This is a genomic window from Rhodoferax sp. SPJ21 (assembly GCF_058216335.1).
The window spans coordinates 1343626-1360645 of sequence record NZ_JBYZMO010000001.1 but is presented as its reverse complement, the minus strand read 5'-3'; the positions used below and the strand labels follow the sequence as shown (position 1 = coordinate 1360645).

The following is a 17020-nucleotide window of genomic DNA, read 5'->3' as shown; positions in this document are numbered from 1 at the left end:
GGGGGCGTGGATGCGGATTGCCTTGTACCAGCCAGACGGGCCGCTGGAGTTTTGGATTAATGGTTTGCAAGCGGTGTGGCCGCAGGCCGAGGTGGCACTGTGGCAGCCCGGCAGCCCACCGGCGGACTACGCCCTGGCGTGGGCACCGCCGCAGGCTTTTTTTGACGAGCAGCCGGGGTTGAAAGCCGTGTTCAACCTGGGCGCCGGGGTGGACGCGCTGATGCGCCTGCGCATCCCGTCGCAGACCCTGGTGGTGCGCTTGGACAACGCAGGCATGGCCGCGCAGATGGTGGAGTTCGTGTGCCATGCGTTGCTGCGCCACTTTCGCGACATGGACGGCTACCAGACCGATGCCCGCGCCGGCCGCTGGGTCCGGCGCGAACCCGCGCTGCGCAGCGATTTCCCGGTGGGCGTGATGGGCCTGGGCGTGCTGGGCACACAGGTGGCGCAGGCGGTGCGCGGCTTTGGTTTCCCGGTGCAGGGCTGGAGCCGCCAGCCCAAGGCGGTAGACGGCGTGCAGTGCTTTGCCGGCAGCGCCCAGTTAGACGCGTTCCTGGCCGCCAGCCGGGTGCTGGTATGCCTGCTGCCGCTCACGCAGGATACCGAGAACATCCTCAACCGGCACACCTTGTCGCAGCTGAAGCCCGGCGGCTATCTGGTCAACGTGGCGCGCGGCGCCCACCTGGTGGATGCAGACCTGCTGGCCCTGCTGGACAGCGGCCACCTGGCCGGCGCCACGCTGGACGTGTTCCGCACCGAGCCGCTACCACCGCAGCACCCTTTCTGGGGCCGCCCCCAGATCCACATCACCCCGCATATTTCAGCCCGCACCCTGCTGCCCGATAGCCTGGCGCAAATCATCGCCAAGCTGCAGGCCCTGCTGCAAGGCCAGCCCGTGGCGGGCGTGGTGCAACTTGAAAGAGGGTATTGAATGCCCTTTATGTCTCGTCAAGCGGGGCGATAAAGGTGCGGGTCAGTAAAAGCCGCAGGCCTTAGTGGCCTTAGTATTGGGCCCAATTAGCTTAGATACGGCGGCTTCGCCATGAAAGAGTAGTGCCATGTTGACCAAAATTCATATCCAGCAGTTCAAGGGTTTCCGGGACACGGAGATCGCTCCATTACGCAAGGTCAACTTGATCTTGGGCGGGCAGAACGTGGGGAAAACATCTCTTCTGGAAGCTGTTTATCTGGGCGCATCAAATATTGATCGATTCCAGCAAATTGCATCTCTATTCCGCGTGGCGGAAGGTGGTGACAACAAGCGATACGTTGAGTCGGTTTTAGCGGGACTTGAACGTTCAATTGAGTTGTCTGATCGTGCTGAAATTAACTTACGTACAGAATTCAATTGTCCGAATAGGAGGAATGGCGCCTTTCCTCTTCAGACATTGAAGCATGGGGCTTTGCAAATTGATCGCGAACTTAGTGGTCGAGTTATATCAAGCAGCCCTTCAGTCGATGCCTTTCTTCCATCCGACAAAGAGAAAATCCAAGGCTTGATAAAACCAGATATTGCGTTAAAGGGGTTGTCATTTCTAGACCCCTTGGCGGTCTCAGTGCACCTGCCAAATCAATTGGGATTAGTCCAGTTGTTTGACCAAGCCGTTTTGGCCCGGAAAAAGCGCGTTTTGTTAGGCATGCTGCAGCGCATTGAACCTCGCTTGGAGGATATGCACTCTTTGTCTCCCGATGGTGAGCAGCGCATCTATGTCGAGCTACAAGGTGTTGGCTACGCCATACCATTGCCACAGATAGGCCATGGATTCAGCCGTTTGGTACATCTTTACAGCAGCCTGCTCGTTACCAATTCCAAGCTTGCCCTGATGGACGAGGTTGAGAACGGCATCCACTATTCCTCTCTGCCAACCTTGTTCCGGGGCATTCAAGAGGTCTCAGTCCAACAGGGCGTCCAGACCTTGATGACCACGCACAGTTGGGACTGCATTCGCGCCGCTTACCAAACCTTTGCCGATGCAGGCTGCTTGCAAGACTTCCAACTTATTCGCTTAGAACGAGACAGCGACAACGTGCGTGCGGTCATCATCAACGATGGGGATTTGGAAACTGTCATGGAGGCGGGCTATGAAGTCCGCTAAGTTGGGGAATGAAGCGATTACGGCGCCCCTGCTGCTTCTGGTGGAAGGTGAGGATGAAGAGTACTTGGTGCAAAAAATGTGCGACCACTGGTTTCCAGACCGCGCGGAAAACATCGACATTGAGTGTGTGCAAGGGGCCGATAATTTTCCCCGTCGTTTTAGAGCCTTGAGGGTGCGTAGTCCGGGCCAGCTGCAGGTTGTGGGAGTTATCACGGATAGTGAAGATGATCCGCAAGCAACGGCACAGCGCTGGGGCAATTTGTTTGCCGAAGTCGAGCCTGTGATTCAGCGGCCATGCAGGAAGCTTCAGCTGCCGAATGACGCAGCGCCTGGTGCATTCGAGGCGTTGGTACTGCAAGCGCTGCAAGATAACCCCGTGGCGGTTTGTGCCACTGGTTTTCGGGACTGCGTGGTACCGCACTTAGGGGTGAGGACGCATGCACAGCAAGACAAAATAGCGGTGCAGGCATGGCTTAGTGCACGTCTTGGTAATGCATACGGCAATGTGTTCAAGGCGCAGAAGAGGCATCCCGGCGTTGAGCTATTGAATTACGACCATGCCGCATTTGCTCCTATCAAGAAGTTTGTTGAAGACTTGTTGTCCTTGGTGGATGGCTCGTTTCAACAAGACAAAACCTCATCACCTAGCTGAGCACTATGCCCTTGCCAACCCGCGTCAAACTCGTCGATGTCGGCCCGCGTGACGGGCTGCAGAATGAAAAGCAGCCGGTGCCGGCGGCGGTCAAAATCGAACTGGTGCAGCGCCTACAGCAGGCCGGCCTGACCGAGATCGAAGTCACCAGCTTTGTCAGCCCCAAATGGGTGCCGCAGATGGCCGACAACGCCGAGGTCATGGCCGGCATTGTGCGCAAGCCCGGTGTACGCTACAGCGTGCTGGTGCCCAACCTGCGTGGCCTGGAGGCGGCGCTGCCGACCCGGCCGGACGAGGTGGTGGTGTTCGCCGCCGCCAGCGAGGCCTTCAGTCAGCGCAACATCAATTGCAGCATCGCTGAAAGCATCGAGCGCTTTCGCCCGGTGGTGGCGGCGGCGCTGGCGCAGAACGTGGCGGTGCGCGGCGCCATCTCATGCGCAGTGGGCTGCCCGTACGAGGGCGAGGTGGCGCCCGAGCGCGTGGCCATGGTGGCGCGGCTGATGCGCGAGATCGGCGTGCAGCACGTGGGCGTGGCCGACACAATTGGCGTGGGCACGCCGCTGAAGGTGCAGCGTGCGCTGGAGGCGGCCTTGCAGCATTTCGCGCTGGATGCCGTGTCTGGCCATTTCCACGATACCTACGGCCAGGCGTTGGCGAATACCCTGGCCGCGCTGCAACTGGGCGTGTGGCACTTCGACGCGTCGGTGGCTGGCCTCGGCGGCTGCCCCTATGCCAAGGGCGCCACCGGCAACGTGGCCACCGAGGATGTGGTCTACATGCTGCATGGCATGGGGATAGACACTGGTATTGACCTGGATGGCCTGGTCGATGCGGGCGCTTTCATCAGTGATTTTTTGGGCCGCAAATCGCAGTCGCGTGCGGCCACAGCTATATGGAATAAAAGGACGGCGTGATGTGCGGAGCTGAACTCAAACCCCTGCCCGAGGGCGTGCAACGGGTGGCCGCTGCGCTGCAGGCGCAGGGCCACTTGCAGATGCCGCGCATGCTGGAGGACGCTGCGCGTACCGCCCAGCAGGCGGCGGATGCACTGGGCATTGCCCTGGGGCAGATCGCCAAGAGCATCATCTTTCGCCGCCTGTCGGACGACGCGGCGGTGCTGGTAGTGACCTCAGGCGACCGGCGCGTGGACGAGGCCAAGGTGGTGGCTCTGGTGGGGGCGGTGGGCCGGGCCGATGCAGCGTTTGTGAAGTCGCGTACCGGCTTCAGTATCGGCGGCGTGGCGCCGCTGGGCCATGCCACGCCGCCAGTGACATTGATAGACCAGGACCTGTTCCGCTTTGCCGAGATATGGGCGGCAGCCGGCCATCCGCATGCGGTGTTTGCGCTGGCCCCGGCGGACCTGCGACACCTCACCGGTGCGCCGGTGGCCGATGTGGCCTTGGCCGGGTCTGCTGCGTGAGTGCTGCGGATTTCATAGCTGCTCGCGCAGCTGCTATATGCGCCAGCGGCCAGTTTGATGTGGAATCTCCGTGCGTGTCTATCTGCCAGCTGGACGCAGCAGGTGCCCTGTGCGTAGGCTGCCTGCGCACCCTGGACGAGATTGCTGCCTGGAGCAGCATGGACAGCCCGGCCAAGCGCGCAGTTTGGGTGCGGCTGGCTACGCTGGGTTTGTAAAGTCCGGGGCGGCAGGCCAAGGAGGGCGTGCGGGCTTAGGCTTGCACTCGTATCATGCGCCTCTTGAATCCACTGCCACTGGCTCGCCATGCATCTCCACCGGTTGTTTCACGTGTTCAGCATCTTGTGCCTGGTGCTGGTGTGCCAAGGAGCCCGTGCGCAGGCCAGCAAACTGGTGATCGAGGAGGACCGGCAGACCTGGCGCTTCCTGGCGGACGACACCAGTGTGCTGGAGCAGCGGCTGGTGTACCGGGTGTTGTCGCCCGAAGGTGCGCAAAGCATCAGCAGCATTCCACTGAGTTACCAGGACGGCTGGCAGTCCCAGGAGTTGCTGGATGCATACACCCTCAAACCGGATGGACAGCGCCTGCCGGTGTCGCCCGATGCTATTCAGAAGCAAAGCGGCGCTTTAGGGGGCAGCACAGGCATGACCTGGCCCGAGTTGCGGGTCTGGCAGCTGAAATTTCCCGATGTGCAAGTGGGCGACCGCGTCGTGCTGCACCACAAGCTGACGCAGCTCAAGCCCCTGTTACCCGGCTGGCGCAGCCTAAGCTGGTTTGCCAACCACAACATCAACACCGAGAAACTGCTGGTTGAAGTGCAGGCGCCCAAGGACCTGGCCTTGGCGGTAGAAACGCAAGGCGTGGAGGTCAGCCGCAGCGAGGCGGATGGTTTGCACATCCAGCGCTTTACCGGGCAGGTGGTGGCCAGGCCTTACGACCCGGGTACCAGCAATGCTTCCACCACCGTGGAGCGGGTACTGGTGTCTACCTTGGGAAGCAATGAAGCGCTGGCCGATCGCTTTGCGCAGGTCGTGCAAACCAAGCTGGCTCCCAACGCGGCCTTGCATGACATCGCCGAGCGCGAGACCAAGGGGCTGACCGAGCCCGCCGCGAAGGCCAAGGCACTGTACGACTGGGTGCGCAAGAACATCCGCTACAACGCCGTCTACCTGGGGGCAGGTGGTTGGGTGCCGAACGACATCGCGCATATTCTGGATACCCGCTACGGCGACTGCAAAGACCATATGCTGTTGCTGATAGGTCTGTTGAAAGAGGTGGGCGTGGAGGCCATTCCTGCCTTGGTCAATGTGGGGGCTGACTATGCGCTCAACTCCGTATCGGCGAGCTTCAACCACGTTATCGTCTATGTGCCATCGCAGGATCTTTACCTGGACCCCACAGGCACCTCGGTGCCTTTCGGCTCCTTGCCCAGGGGGGTGAATGGCAAGCCGGTGCTGTTGGCGCGGGCGCAGGGAAGCAGCGTGGCGCAGACGCCGGTATTGACCCCCGAGCGCAACAGGGTGGAAAGCCGCAGCGACTTTCAGATCAATGCCGAGGGGGCATTGCAGGGCTCGGTCCATATCGCCGCCAGCGGACAGGCGGCGCTGTGGCTGCAAGACCGTTTGGCACAGATTCCGGCAGGCAAGGAGGGCGAGGCGGTGCGTGGCTGGCTGGAGGCGGCGAAGATCACCGGAACCGGCACCCTGCGGTTCCCGCCATTGGACCGGGACCGCGCCGAGCAGACGCTGGAACTGGACGTGCAGATTCCGCACTACGTGTCGAACCCGGAGGCGGGCAGCCTGCGCGCCAACCCGAGTATTCCCAATCTGCAGGTGTATATCTTGGACAATCTGGGGAATTTCAGCACGGCGCAGCGGCGCTTTGCCATGCCCTGTCAGCCCAAGTGGGTGCGCGAAGAATTCAAGCTGCAGTTTGATCCCCAGTTCAGCTTGCAGCGGCCACCCAAGGACCTGGCTGTCGAGGGGCAGGGCATGCGCTTCAACGCCCATTACAGTTTGGACAAGCAGGTGCTGCAAGGCGACCGCGAGTTTGTGGACCGCAATCCGTCCATGGTGTGCGATGTGGCCCTGTATGCCCAGCGCAAGCTCTCCATGCAGGCGATCACCAAAAACCTGCATCAACAGTTGATCTACCAGCAATAGGCCCCTACGGGCCGCCTCGGGATGCTATGAAGCACATCACCTTCTATTTCGATGTCATCTCTCCCTATGCCTATCTGGCGTTCCATAAGCTGCCACGGGCGCTGCAAGGGTTGAGCTATTCGGTTACCTACCAGCCGGTGTTTCTGGGCGGGTTGCTGCAGCACCATGGCGTGCGCGGCCCGGCCGAGGTGCCGGCCAAGCGCGACTGGCTGTACCGCCAGGTGCAGTGGCTGGCGCATGCCGAGGGCGTTGCGCTGGACCTGCCGGCGGTGCACCCCTTCAACCCACTGCCGCTGCTGCGCCTGGCGCTGGCCTGCGACCCGCAGGGCCTGCCTAGCCGCCACCTGACCGAGACCGTGTTCCAGCATGTGTGGTGCGGCGGTGCGGATGCGGCCGATCCAGCCCGCTTCACAGCATTGCTGCAGCAATGGCCGCCGCTGCGCGATCCGCAAGGGGCCGAGGTCAAGGCGGCGTTGAAACAGGCCACCGATGCGGCGCTGCAAAAAGGGGTGTTTGGTGTGCCCACATTTGAAGTGGATGGCAAGCTGTTCTGGGGCATGGACGCGTTGCCCTTGCTGCGCGCTTACTGCGCGGGGGACGCCTGGTTCGACGGCCCCGCGTGGGAGGCTGCCAGCCGCGTAGCGCAGGCGGCTGGCAGGGGTTAGCCTGGCTTAGTGGCCAGATGCGCCGGATGCGCCCAGGCCGGTTTCCGAGCGCACTTGCTGCGCCTTGAACGCGTCGCGCTCTTTGTCTGCTTGCGGGCTGCGGTCCAGTATCGAGAACAGCCAGATGCCGACAAAGCCGATGGTCATGGAGAACAGTGCTGGCGACGTATAGGGGAACAGCGCAGTGCCTTTGGCATGGCCCAGGGTAGCTTCCCAGACCGATGGCGACACCACGGTCAGGCCCACCGACGAGATCAGACCCATAAAGCCGCCGATCACTGCGCCACGCGTGGTGCAGTCTTTCCAGAGCACCGACATGAACAGCACCGGGAAGTTGGCTGAAGCCGCAATGGCGAATGCCAGCGAGACCATGAAGGCAATGTTCTGCTTCTCGAAGGCGATGCCCAGCGCCACGGCCACGATGCCCAGCGCCACGGTGGTGATGCGCGATACCTTCAGCTCGGAGGCGCTGTCGGCCTTGCCCTTTTTGAACACCGTGGCGTACAAGTCGTGCGACACGGCGGAGGCACCCGACAGCGTCAGGCCCGCAACAACGGCCAGGATGGTGGCAAACGCCACGGCCGAGATGAAGCCGAAGAAGATGTTGCCGCCCACCGCCTTGGCAACCAGCACCGCAGCCATGTTGGAGGAGCCGCCGCCGCCCTTGATGACGCCCTTGATGGTGTCGGCAAACTCGGGGTTGGTCAGTACCAGGGTGATCGCGCCAAAGCCAATGATGAAGATCAGCAGGTAGAAGTAGCCGATCCAGGTGGTGGCCCACAGCACGGATTTACGCGCTTCCTTGGCGTTGGGTACGGTGAAGAAGCGCATCAGGATGTGGGGCAGGCCTGCGGTGCCGAACATCAGCGCCATGCCGAAGGAGATGGCCGAGATCGGATCTTTCACGAAGCCACCCGGGCCCATGATGGCCAGGCCAATCTTGGCAGCCTCTTCGGGCATCTTGCCGTCGTTGGCTGCGATTTGCGTCTTCACTTCCACTGCTTTGGCAAACAGGGCTTCGGGGCTGAAGCCGAATTGCGCGAGCACCATCACGGCCATGAAGGTCACGCCGGCCAGCAACATGCAGGCCTTGATGATCTGCACCCAGGTGGTGGCTGTCATGCCGCCGAACAGCACGTACACCATCATGAGCGCGCCGACGATCACCACCGCCAGCCAGTAGTCCAGGCCGAACAGCAGCTTGATCAGTGCGCCAGCGCCCACCATCTGTGCGATCAGGTAGAACGCCACCACCACCAGCGTGCCGGAGGCGGCAAACATGCGGATTGGCGTTTGCTGGAAGCGGTAGGCTGCCACGTCGGCAAAGGTGAACTTGCCCAGGTTGCGCAGGCGCTCAGCCATCAGGAAGGTGATGACTGGCCAACCCACCAGGAAGCCGATGGAGTAGATCAGGCCGTCATAGCCCGATGCCATCACCGCAGCCGAAATGCCCAGGAAGGAGGCGGCCGACATGTAGTCACCCGCAATCGCCAGGCCGTTCTGGAAGCCGGTGATACCACCGCCGGCGGTATAGAAATCAGAGGCCGATTTGGTCTTGGCGGCGGCCCATTTGGTGATGAACAGCGTGCCCACCACAAAGATGCCGAACATGGTGATAGCCACCCAGTTGGTGGGTTGTTTGTCGACCTGGCCCAGGTCGCCGCCAGCGGCCAGAACCGCACCGGTTGCAGCCATGAGCGCCAAGGCGCAGAAGGTTTTGAGCAGAGATTTCATTTGGCTGCATCCTTCAGGATTTCGGCGGTCAGGCGGTCGTACTCGCTGTTGGCACGGCGCACGTACAAGCCAGTGATAAGAATGGTGAAAACAATCACGCCCAGCCCGATGGGAATACCCAGGGTGGTGACGCCGTTGCCTATGGGCTGCGCCAGAAAGGGCTTGTCGAAGGCAATCAGGGCGATGTAGCCGTAGTACACCAGCATCATCAATGCGGTGAGTGTCCAGCCGAACGTGCCGCGCTTGCGCCGCAACTCGTGGTACTTGGGATTGGCCTCGATACGGGCCACGACGGGGTCTGTCATGCTGGTCTCCAGTGGTTCTTTGTGGCCCGCACCAGGGTGCGGGGGTATGTGTCAGCGATGCGGAGTGTGGGTAGAGGGGCTGACCGGTAACTGACTTTTTCCGGCTGTGGGGGCTTGCTCAGGGTTTATCCCCGGATGTTTGTTTTTGTAAGGAAACGGTCAGGTGGCATTCGAAGAATGCTTTGAGACCACCCATCGAGGAGGTCCGTACAACAAAGGAGACAAGCTATGGCAACTATCGCGGGTGCAACACCCAGGCCGATGACAGGTGAAGAGAAGAAGGTCATCTTCGCTTCGTCACTAGGTACCGTTTTCGAGTGGTACGACTTTTATCTCTACGGCTCTTTGGCGGCCATCATCGCCAAACAATTTTTCGGTGGGCTGGACCCCACGTCTGGTTATATCTTTGCGCTGCTGGCGTTTGCCGCAGGCTTCTTGGTGCGGCCATTCGGGGCTATTGTGTTTGGCCGGTTGGGCGACATGATTGGGCGTAAATACACCTTCCTGGTCACTATCTTGATCATGGGTTTGTCCACCTTCATCGTGGGTTTGTTGCCTAGCTATGCTTCCATCGGCATTGCGGCCCCCATCGTGCTGGTGGCCTTGCGCATGCTGCAGGGACTGGCACTGGGTGGCGAGTACGGCGGTGCCGCTACCTATGTGGCCGAGCATGCGCCGCACGGCAAACGCGGGGCCTACACCGCATGGATTCAGACCACGGCAACCTTGGGCCTGTTCCTGTCGCTGATCGTGATCCTGGGCTGCCGTGAAGCCCTGGGCGCTGACTTTGATACTTGGGGCTGGCGCGTGCCCTTCCTGGTGTCCATCCTGCTGCTGGGTGTGTCGGTGTGGATTCGTTTGAGCATGAACGAATCACCCGCCTTCCAGAAGATGAAGTCCGAGGGCAAGACCTCCAAAGCGCCGCTGACCGAATCCTTTGGCCAGTGGAAGAACCTGAAGATCGTGATCCTGGCCCTGGTCGGCCTGACGGCCGGCCAGGCCGTGGTCTGGTACACCGGGCAGTTCTACGCGCTGTTCTTCCTGACCACGATCGCAAAAGTGGATGCAACTACGGCCAACCTGTTCATTGCGGTGGCCCTGCTGATCGGCACGCCGTTCTTCATCTTCTTCGGTGCGTTGTCGGACAAAGTGGGCCGCAAGCCCATCATCATGGGCGGTTGCCTGTTGGCTGCGGTGACGTATTTCTCGGTGTTCCCGGCTCTGCTGCAGTACGCCAACCCCGCGCTGGTGGCTGCGCAGAAGTCGGTGCCGGTGGTGATTACAGCCGACCCGGCGCAGTGCTCGTTCCAGGGCAGTCCGATTGCGCGCGACATCGACTTCACCAGTTCCTGCGACATCGCCAAGCGCACGCTGACGCAAAACTACATTCCCTACACCAACGTAAATGGCGCGCCAGGAAGCACGGCCAACATCAAGTTGGGTGACAAGGAGATCGCGTCGGTCACCGGTGCGTTGAACGAGAAGCGCGACGCATTCTCGGCTGACAGCAAAAAGGAAATCGATGCCTTCCGCAAGACCGTGGTAGAGACCGCCAAGGCCGCTGGCTTGACGGTCAAGGCCGACAGCGCGGCGATGAACAAGCCGATGATGCTGCTGATCCTGGTCTACCTGGTGATCCTGGTGACCATGGTGTATGGCCCGATCGCGGCCATGCTGGTGGAGATGTTCCCGACCCGCATACGCTACACCTCGATGAGCTTGCCCTACCACATTGGCAATGGCTGGTTTGGCGGCCTGCTGCCGACCACGGCTTTCGCCATGGTGGCGGCCACCGGCGATATCTTCTATGGCCTGTGGTATCCCGTGGTGGTCGCAGCCGGCACCTTTGTGATCGGCATGCTGTTCGTCAAGGAAACCAAGGACGTGGATATTTACGCCAACGATTGAGCGGTCTGCCCTGGCCGGTGCGGCTCTGCGGCCGCGCCGGCCATGATCTTGAAGTACAGGCGCTCGTAGCCGCTTTGCGTGGGCGGCTTGCCTGGCAGCGTTGCGTAGCCCAGGCCAAATGCCGCATCGATACGCTTCCAGTCCTCGGCGCGCAGCAGGCGGGCGGCCGCTGGGAAGATGACACTCTCCTCATGCTGCATATGCGCCTGGTAATACGCGATGTACTCGTACGCGGCCTCATTGAAATCGGCTCTGCGCGGCTCCCCCATCATTTCCCAGGCGATCAAGTTGTGTTGCAGTGAGCGCACCAGCGCGTCGCCGCGAACATGCTCCTTCTCCAGCTTTTCTACGTCAGGGAAGAGTTGCGGCGCCACGCGCAGCAGTTGCGGAAACAGAAAGTCTGACTCCTTGGGGTGGTGCAGTTTTTCAGGGAGTTCGTCGATGTAGAACAGCATGGCACGCAGCAGGTCGAAGAAGCGCTCAGGCTCGTCGTCGGGGCCACGGTCCAGCATGCGCTTCATGGCCCGCAGCACGCATGCCAGTTCAGCGTGCTCGTTTCGCAGCATTTGCAGGCTGGCGGGCAGCCGGTGCTCACTAACCTGTTGCTTCACGCGCAACTCCGTCTCAGGCGGCATCAGCGATGTGCATGACGATCCGGCCCTCGATGTTGCCGGCGCGCATGCGGTCGAATACAGCGTTGATATTGTCCAGCTTGTCCTCTGAGTAAATGGTCCGAACCTTGCCGTCGCCGGCAAAGGCCAGCGCTTCTTGCAGGTCCATGCGGGTGCCGACGATCGAGCCGCGCACGGTTTTGGCGTTGAGCACCATGTCGAAAATCGGCAGAGCAAAGTCTCCCGGAGGCAGGCCTACCAAGGACATGGTGCCGCGCTTGTGCAGCATACCCAGACCCTGTGCGAATGCGGAACGGGACACGGCCGTGACCAGCACACCGTGTGCGCCGCGCAACGCGCGCTGCACCTCTTGCACCGGGTCTTGCTGCGCTGCATTGATCACCATGTCGGCGCCCAGACGCTCGGCAAGTTGTAGTTTGGCGGCATCGATGTCCACGGCAATCACGTGGAAACCCATGGCTTTGGCGTACTGCACCGCCAGATGCCCCAGCCCCCCGATGCCGGAGATGGCGACCCAGTCGCCAGGCTTGCAGTCCAGCACCTTGAGCCCCTTGTACACGGTGACCCCCGCGCATAGCACCGGTGCAATTTCGGAGAATCCCACATTGGCTGGCAGATGGCCAACATAGCCGGGGTCGGCCAACACGTATTCGGCATAGCCGCCGTTGACCGTATAGCCGGTCATTTGCTGGCTGTCGCACAGGGTCTCCCAGCCGGTGATGCAGTGCTCGCAATGGCCGCAGGCGGTATGCAGCCAGGGTACGCCCACGCGGTCGCCTTCCCGGATGTTCTTGACGCCCGCGCCCACGGCGGCGACAAAGCCCACCCCTTCGTGGCCGGGAATGAAGGGCAGGCTGGGTTTTACCGGCCAGTCGCCCTCGGCGGCATGTAAATCGGTGTGGCATACGCCAGATGCGATGACCTTGACCAGCACTTGGCCGGCGGGCACCTCAGGAATGGCGACTTCTTCGATTTGCAGAGGCTGTCCAAAGGCATGGACTACGGCAGCTTTCATGGTGCGCATGGCGGGCTCCTGTTGCGGCAAGGGACGCCAGCCGGTGCTCGTCCGGTGGCAGGGGCCCACTTTAGGCCGGCCAGGCGACCGGCGTTTTGCGCTGGATCAAGGTTTAGGGCAACGCTGAACAAGTCCCTCGCGGTCGGCGCATCCCTGGCCCCGGGTGGTCTGCGGCGTTGCAAATCCTCGCCATAGCCCAAGCTATGTCTGCGGTTTGCGCCTTGCATCCGATCCTGATCCAGAGCTCGCAGCCTCGCGGGGACTTATTCAGCGTCGCCTTAGACCTTGAATAGGTTCTCACCGCGGCGACGTAGCCGTCTGGCCTACTACCACGCCATGCAAAAAGGCCTGCAGTACCGGGTCTGCCTGCAGCTGCTCGGCGATTGCTGCGGCTTGCGCTACATCGCGCTGGGCGCCCAACTGGCTTTGCAGCTGCAGGGCTTGTGCGTGCCATTGCTGTGCTCGTTTAGCTGGCAGCACGCTGCGCAATGCTTCGACGCCATAGCGCAGTCGTTTGGCCAGAATGCGCACGCGGTGCAGGCCGTCCAGCGTAGGAGGCTCTTGTTGGGCTTGTTCCAGTTTCTTGTGCAGGCGCTGCATGCGCTTGCGGGCCCAGCCGGACAGGGGCCGGGCTGGTTTTGCCATGGGCTCCACTGGATGGGGTGGGCTTTCTAGCCATTCCACTATGGTCAGCAGGCAGGCGCCCGTGCGTGGGTCTTCCAGCAATTGCCGCGCGGCTTGGCGCTGCACGTGTGCGGCTTGTTCCAGGTCCGACATCAGTTTGAGCCAGCCAGGCGCGCGCCGTGCGTGACCCTGGGTGTATGCGGAGTGCAATGCCGGCAAGCTGCTGGCGCGGGCTACGTCCAGGTCTCTTAGCCGCCCGAGGGTGCCCATCAGGGGCTGCAATGCGGCCCAAGACGGTACAGCTTCGGTTGGAAACTGCTTTTTGCACAGCCGCCAGAAGCTGCTGAAACGGCGCCAAGCGATCCGTGCCTGGTGGACCAGCTCTGGATCTTCGCTGCGGCGCAGTGCGTCCAGGTTGGCCATCAGCTGGCCCAGCATTTCGCGCAGCAGTTGGCGAGAAGCTTCGCCAATGGGCTGTTTCTTTGACAGAGCCAGGGTTTTGGCACGTAGCGGGGCGTCGTGCGCGTTCTGGGCTAACTGGTAGCCGCGTGCGGCTTTGCTGGTTTGTGAAGGCAATACCGCTACCGTGCGGGCAATTTGTCGGGCTAGGTCGAACAGCGCTTGTGGTGGGCCGGCCAGCAGTTCCAGCTCCAGTTCGCAAATGGGGGCTTGTTGGTCCTGGACTACGGTGTTGCCACGGTCCAGGGCCACTTCGACCACGCTGCCGTCGCGTTGGCGCACGGTCCATAGCGTGCGCTCGAAAGTTGTGGCAAAGCAGGGCTGCAGCGCAGCGAACAGGCTGCCGTCCGGGTCCAATTCGGGCCAGGGCGTGTTGTTCAGTGCGGCGCGCACCAGGTTTTCATCCGGTACGGGCGTTTCCCACTCGCCGCGCTGGCTCAGGGCGGAAGTGCTGCTGCCTGCGGTTTTCAGCGTTTGCAGCCATTGCGGTGTGCCGTTGCCATCTACTTTGCGTATGCGCAAGGCAATGCGCTGCTGGCGCAGGCGCTGGTCTGGTGTGTCGTAGTAGACGTTGTGCAGTTGCAGTATTTGGGGCTTGCGCCGTGCCAGGGGCGGGGTGCGGCCCAGGCGCTGCGCCAGGCTTTCCGGGGCGGCGCAGGGCAGGGCGAGTTTGAGTTCGATTTCCATGGAGTGCTGTGGCAGTGTGGGAGCTGTATTTTGCGACTACGCCACTCCCGCCGTGCACGGCGCTGGTCAGCTAAATGACTTGACCAGCGAATCCAGCAAAACTTTGGGTGAGTGGTCGTGCCGTGTGACTGGTGGCACAGCGCGTTGCACGTTCAGCAGTTGGTATACCGCCATCTGTGCTGCGCGTACCGAATACTCCACGGTAAAGACCACGTCGTCGGGGATTTCGACAAACTGGCTTACGAAAGCCAGGTTGTGCGAACAAAGTGGCACGGGCAAGGGGCGGTCGGACTTGGCGCGTGGCATGAACATGCTGGTGATGTAGGGCATGCGGCAGGGCACGCAGTTGGCGCCGATTAAAACCTCTGGGTCGAAGTTCAGGTGGCCGCGTAACTCTTGCAGTATCTCGGCTCCGCTGCATTCGCTCAGGGGTTTGGCGACAAAGTCGCCGATGCGGTCAGGCTGCAGCGCGTAGCCCCAGAATACCTGTTGGTCCGCAGGCTGGTTGCGAAAATGCGGCTGGTGGTAGAGCACGATAGACATCTGCCAGCGCGAGTCCTTGAAGGTCACCAGCCCTCCCGTGCCGGCGGTATTGCCTGAAAACGTCTCCATGCGGTCAAAGAATGCTGGCTGCGTGCAGGTCACCGTAAACGAGGCCCAGTAGGATTCGCTGACGCTGCTGTTGAACGCCGCTGGGTTGCCAAACTCGGGCCGGCCGCGCGCAATCTTTTCCCACAAGGCCCAGCCATGGCTATCTGCCTTGGTGAGCTGGGGCGCGGGTGCATCCATGGAGCCTGTGCTGGAAGCATCGGTCATCGACGCATTTTGAAAAAACACCAGGTCATCGGCTTCGACGGCAAGCTGCCGCACGCCTTGGGCATTTTGCAGTGTCATGCCTTGCACATGGACCTTGCTCGCAGCATCGTGCAGGTCGAGGTCGGTGACCGTCGTGCCATGCTCGAAACGCACACCTTGTTCGCGCAACCAGGACACCAGCGGTTGCACGATAGAGTCGTTCTGGTTGTAGACGGTGCGCTTCACGCCGGCCAGCGACGCGATGCGCGGGAACTCGTTCATAAAGCGGTGCAGATAGCGCTTGAGCTCAACGGCGCTGTGCCAGGGTTGGAAGGCGAACGTGGTTTGCCACATCCGCCAAAAATTGGTTTGAAAGAAGGGCGGTGAAAGCCAATCGGTGATGCGGCTTGTGCCAAGGACATCTTCCGATGTCTCGACCAGTTTGAGCAGTTCGATGCGGTCCGCGTTAGTGAAGCCCATGCTCGAAACGTCTTGCTTGAAGCGGTTGTGGTCTACCAAGCGCGCACGCGAGTGGGCGGGGTGCGCCTGGTTGAAGCGCACGGTCTCGCTGTAGATCGATTCACCCGGGTGATCGAGCGACGGTATCGTCTTCAATAAATCCCACAGGCATTCATAGTGGTCGGTGGTGAGCATGCGGCCGCCGCGCAGCGAGTAACCCGACTCGGGTCGGAGGGCTGCATCCAGGCTGCCGCCCAGCAGCGGCGTGCTCTCGAAAATGGTGATCTGCGAGCCGGGGACTTTTGCATCGCGGACCATGAACGCGGCCCCTGCGAGGGATCCAATACCGCCGCCGAAAAAATATGCTTGCATACCCATGCTTCCTTTTTTGACAAGGAATCATGCTAGCCAGGGTGGGCACCAGATCCATTGACCAAGGTCAAGCAATGCGGCCAGGTAGACGTCACTGGGGCTTTTGAATGCGCTTGCGTTCTCCTGCTGCTCAAAGCTGGCGAACAGAATGTGGCAGATTTTCGAATTCGACAGTTGTATGGCGAAGGCCCTGATGAATGCGGGTGTCAGGACAGTGCGCGGTCCAGATGTGTGTAGCCGCCGTCTACGAAGATCCATTGTCCGGTGGTGTGGGACGACGCGTCGGACAGCAGGAAGACCGTCATGCGTGCAAGCTCTTCCGACGTAGTCATGCGGTGGCCCAGCGGAATCTTGGCCGTGATGGAGGCCAGCTTTTCAGTGGCATTGTCAAAGCTGCTGATCCAGCGCTCGTATAGCGGCGTCATCACCTCGGCGGGTATGACTGCATTCACCCGCACGCCGTCGTTTAGCAGGGCGGCGGCCCACTCGCGCGTCAGCGAAAGCTGCGCACCTTTGGACGCGCAATAGCCGCTGGTATTGCCCTGGCCCGTGATGGCGGTCTTGGACGAGACGTTCACGATGGCACCCTTGGACGCCTTCAGATGCGGCACGCAGTAATGCGCCATCACGTAGTAGTGGATCAGGTTGCGTTCCAGTGAACCGACAAAAGCATCGCGCCCTGCCTCCAAACCAATGCTGTCGTTGACGCCTGCGTTGTTCACCAGGCCGTCTAGGTGGCCAAACCGTTCCAGCGTTTGGGCCACGGCGGACTTGCATGCCGCATCGTCCAACAGTTCGACTTGCAAGAAGGCATGCGGGTACTTGCTTATCTGCGCGGAGAAATCGGCGGTCATGGGGCTCTTACCCAGGATCACCGGAATGGCGCCTTCCTGAGCCAGTGTGAGCGATATGGCTGCGCCTATGCCGCTGGCACCACCGGTCACGATCACCACTTTGTTTTTCAGATGCAAATCCATGCGCGTTCCCTATTCATTTATTGTTGAGCCGCTGCATGGCAGCGGCAGGCATTGCCCTGC

At 61.2% G+C, this 17020-nt stretch carries 16 protein-coding genes; 9 read left to right on the top strand and 7 right to left on the bottom strand.

Going from position 1 to position 17020, the window contains the following annotated elements:
- Positions 1 to 10 precede the first annotated feature (10 nt).
- The 8 genes from AC4BBN_RS06190 to AC4BBN_RS06155 all read left to right on the top strand — a co-directional run bounded on the left by AC4BBN_RS06190 (position 11) and on the right by AC4BBN_RS06155 (position 6993).
- Entirely contained in the window at positions 11 to 931 is a 921-nt protein-coding gene (locus AC4BBN_RS06190; protein ID WP_490591073.1) for a 2-hydroxyacid dehydrogenase, read from the top strand.
- A gap of 127 nt (positions 932 to 1058) precedes the next feature.
- A complete protein-coding gene (locus AC4BBN_RS06185; RefSeq protein ID WP_490591072.1) occupies positions 1059 to 2096 on the top strand; it encodes an AAA family ATPase in 1038 nt (345 codons plus the stop codon).
- Positions 2083 to 2748 (top strand): DUF3226 domain-containing protein, encoded by a 666-nt coding sequence (locus AC4BBN_RS06180; RefSeq protein ID WP_490591071.1) that lies wholly within the window; start codon positions 2083 to 2085, stop codon positions 2746 to 2748. Before AC4BBN_RS06185 ends, AC4BBN_RS06180 begins: the two co-directional genes overlap by 14 nt.
- 5 nt (positions 2749 to 2753) lie before the next feature.
- Positions 2754 to 3662, top strand: coding sequence for a hydroxymethylglutaryl-CoA lyase (locus tag AC4BBN_RS06175; RefSeq protein ID WP_490591070.1), 909 nt, complete (start codon positions 2754 to 2756; stop codon positions 3660 to 3662).
- A complete protein-coding gene (locus AC4BBN_RS06170) occupies positions 3662 to 4168 on the top strand; it encodes a YbaK/EbsC family protein (RefSeq protein WP_490591069.1) in 507 nt (168 codons plus the stop codon). The genes AC4BBN_RS06175 and AC4BBN_RS06170 overlap by 1 nt, the downstream gene beginning before the upstream one ends.
- Positions 4169 to 4242: 74 nt before the next feature.
- Positions 4243 to 4383, top strand: a complete 141-nt coding sequence (locus tag AC4BBN_RS06165) for a DUF1289 domain-containing protein (protein ID WP_490591068.1) — start codon at positions 4243 to 4245, stop codon at positions 4381 to 4383.
- A gap of 88 nt (positions 4384 to 4471) precedes the next feature.
- Positions 4472 to 6328 (top strand): DUF3857 domain-containing transglutaminase family protein, encoded by a 1857-nt coding sequence (locus AC4BBN_RS06160; RefSeq protein WP_490591067.1) that lies wholly within the window; start codon positions 4472 to 4474, stop codon positions 6326 to 6328.
- A 26-nt stretch (positions 6329 to 6354) separates the two neighbouring features.
- Positions 6355 to 6993 (top strand): 2-hydroxychromene-2-carboxylate isomerase, encoded by a 639-nt coding sequence (locus AC4BBN_RS06155; RefSeq protein ID WP_490591066.1) that lies wholly within the window; start codon positions 6355 to 6357, stop codon positions 6991 to 6993.
- Positions 6994 to 6999: 6 nt separating this feature from the next.
- Here AC4BBN_RS06155 and AC4BBN_RS06150 read toward each other — a convergent pair whose 3' ends face one another.
- Together AC4BBN_RS06150 and AC4BBN_RS06145 are read right to left on the bottom strand one after the other, a co-directional pair.
- Positions 7000 to 8727, bottom strand: coding sequence for a cation acetate symporter (locus AC4BBN_RS06150; RefSeq protein ID WP_490591065.1), 1728 nt, complete (start codon positions 8725 to 8727; stop codon positions 7000 to 7002).
- Positions 8724 to 9032 (bottom strand): DUF485 domain-containing protein, encoded by a 309-nt coding sequence (locus AC4BBN_RS06145; protein ID WP_490591064.1) that lies wholly within the window; start codon positions 9030 to 9032, stop codon positions 8724 to 8726. Before AC4BBN_RS06145 ends, AC4BBN_RS06150 begins: the two co-directional genes overlap by 4 nt.
- Before the next feature lie 228 nt (positions 9033 to 9260).
- Between AC4BBN_RS06145 and AC4BBN_RS06140 the strand changes: the two genes are divergently transcribed.
- The gene (locus AC4BBN_RS06140) at positions 9261 to 10940 is read left to right on the top strand and encodes an MFS transporter (protein ID WP_490591063.1); all 1680 of its coding nucleotides are present in this window, start codon (positions 9261 to 9263) and stop codon (positions 10938 to 10940) included.
- Here AC4BBN_RS06140 and AC4BBN_RS06135 read toward each other — a convergent pair.
- The 5 genes from AC4BBN_RS06135 to AC4BBN_RS06115 all read right to left on the bottom strand — a co-directional run bounded on the left by AC4BBN_RS06135 (position 10925) and on the right by AC4BBN_RS06115 (position 16960).
- On the bottom strand, positions 10925 to 11551 hold the full coding sequence (locus AC4BBN_RS06135; RefSeq protein ID WP_490591062.1) for a hemerythrin domain-containing protein: 627 nt from the start codon (positions 11549 to 11551) through the stop codon (positions 10925 to 10927). The genes AC4BBN_RS06140 and AC4BBN_RS06135 overlap by 16 nt on opposite strands.
- A gap of 13 nt (positions 11552 to 11564) precedes the next feature.
- Positions 11565 to 12596, bottom strand: a complete 1032-nt coding sequence (locus tag AC4BBN_RS06130; protein ID WP_490591061.1) for a zinc-dependent alcohol dehydrogenase — start codon at positions 12594 to 12596, stop codon at positions 11565 to 11567.
- A 288-nt stretch (positions 12597 to 12884) separates the two neighbouring features.
- Positions 12885 to 14357 carry a CYTH and CHAD domain-containing protein gene (locus tag AC4BBN_RS06125; protein ID WP_490591060.1) on the bottom strand — a complete coding sequence of 491 codons (1473 nt, stop codon included), beginning with the start codon at positions 14355 to 14357 and terminating at the stop codon, positions 12885 to 12887.
- Positions 14358 to 14423: 66 nt separating this feature from the next.
- Positions 14424 to 15983, bottom strand: coding sequence for an oleate hydratase (locus tag AC4BBN_RS06120; protein ID WP_490591059.1), 1560 nt, complete (start codon positions 15981 to 15983; stop codon positions 14424 to 14426).
- Positions 15984 to 16189: 206 nt separating this feature from the next.
- Positions 16190 to 16960 (bottom strand): L-fucose dehydrogenase, encoded by a 771-nt coding sequence (locus AC4BBN_RS06115; RefSeq protein ID WP_490591058.1) that lies wholly within the window; start codon positions 16958 to 16960, stop codon positions 16190 to 16192.
- Positions 16961 to 17020: the final 60 nt, after the last annotated feature.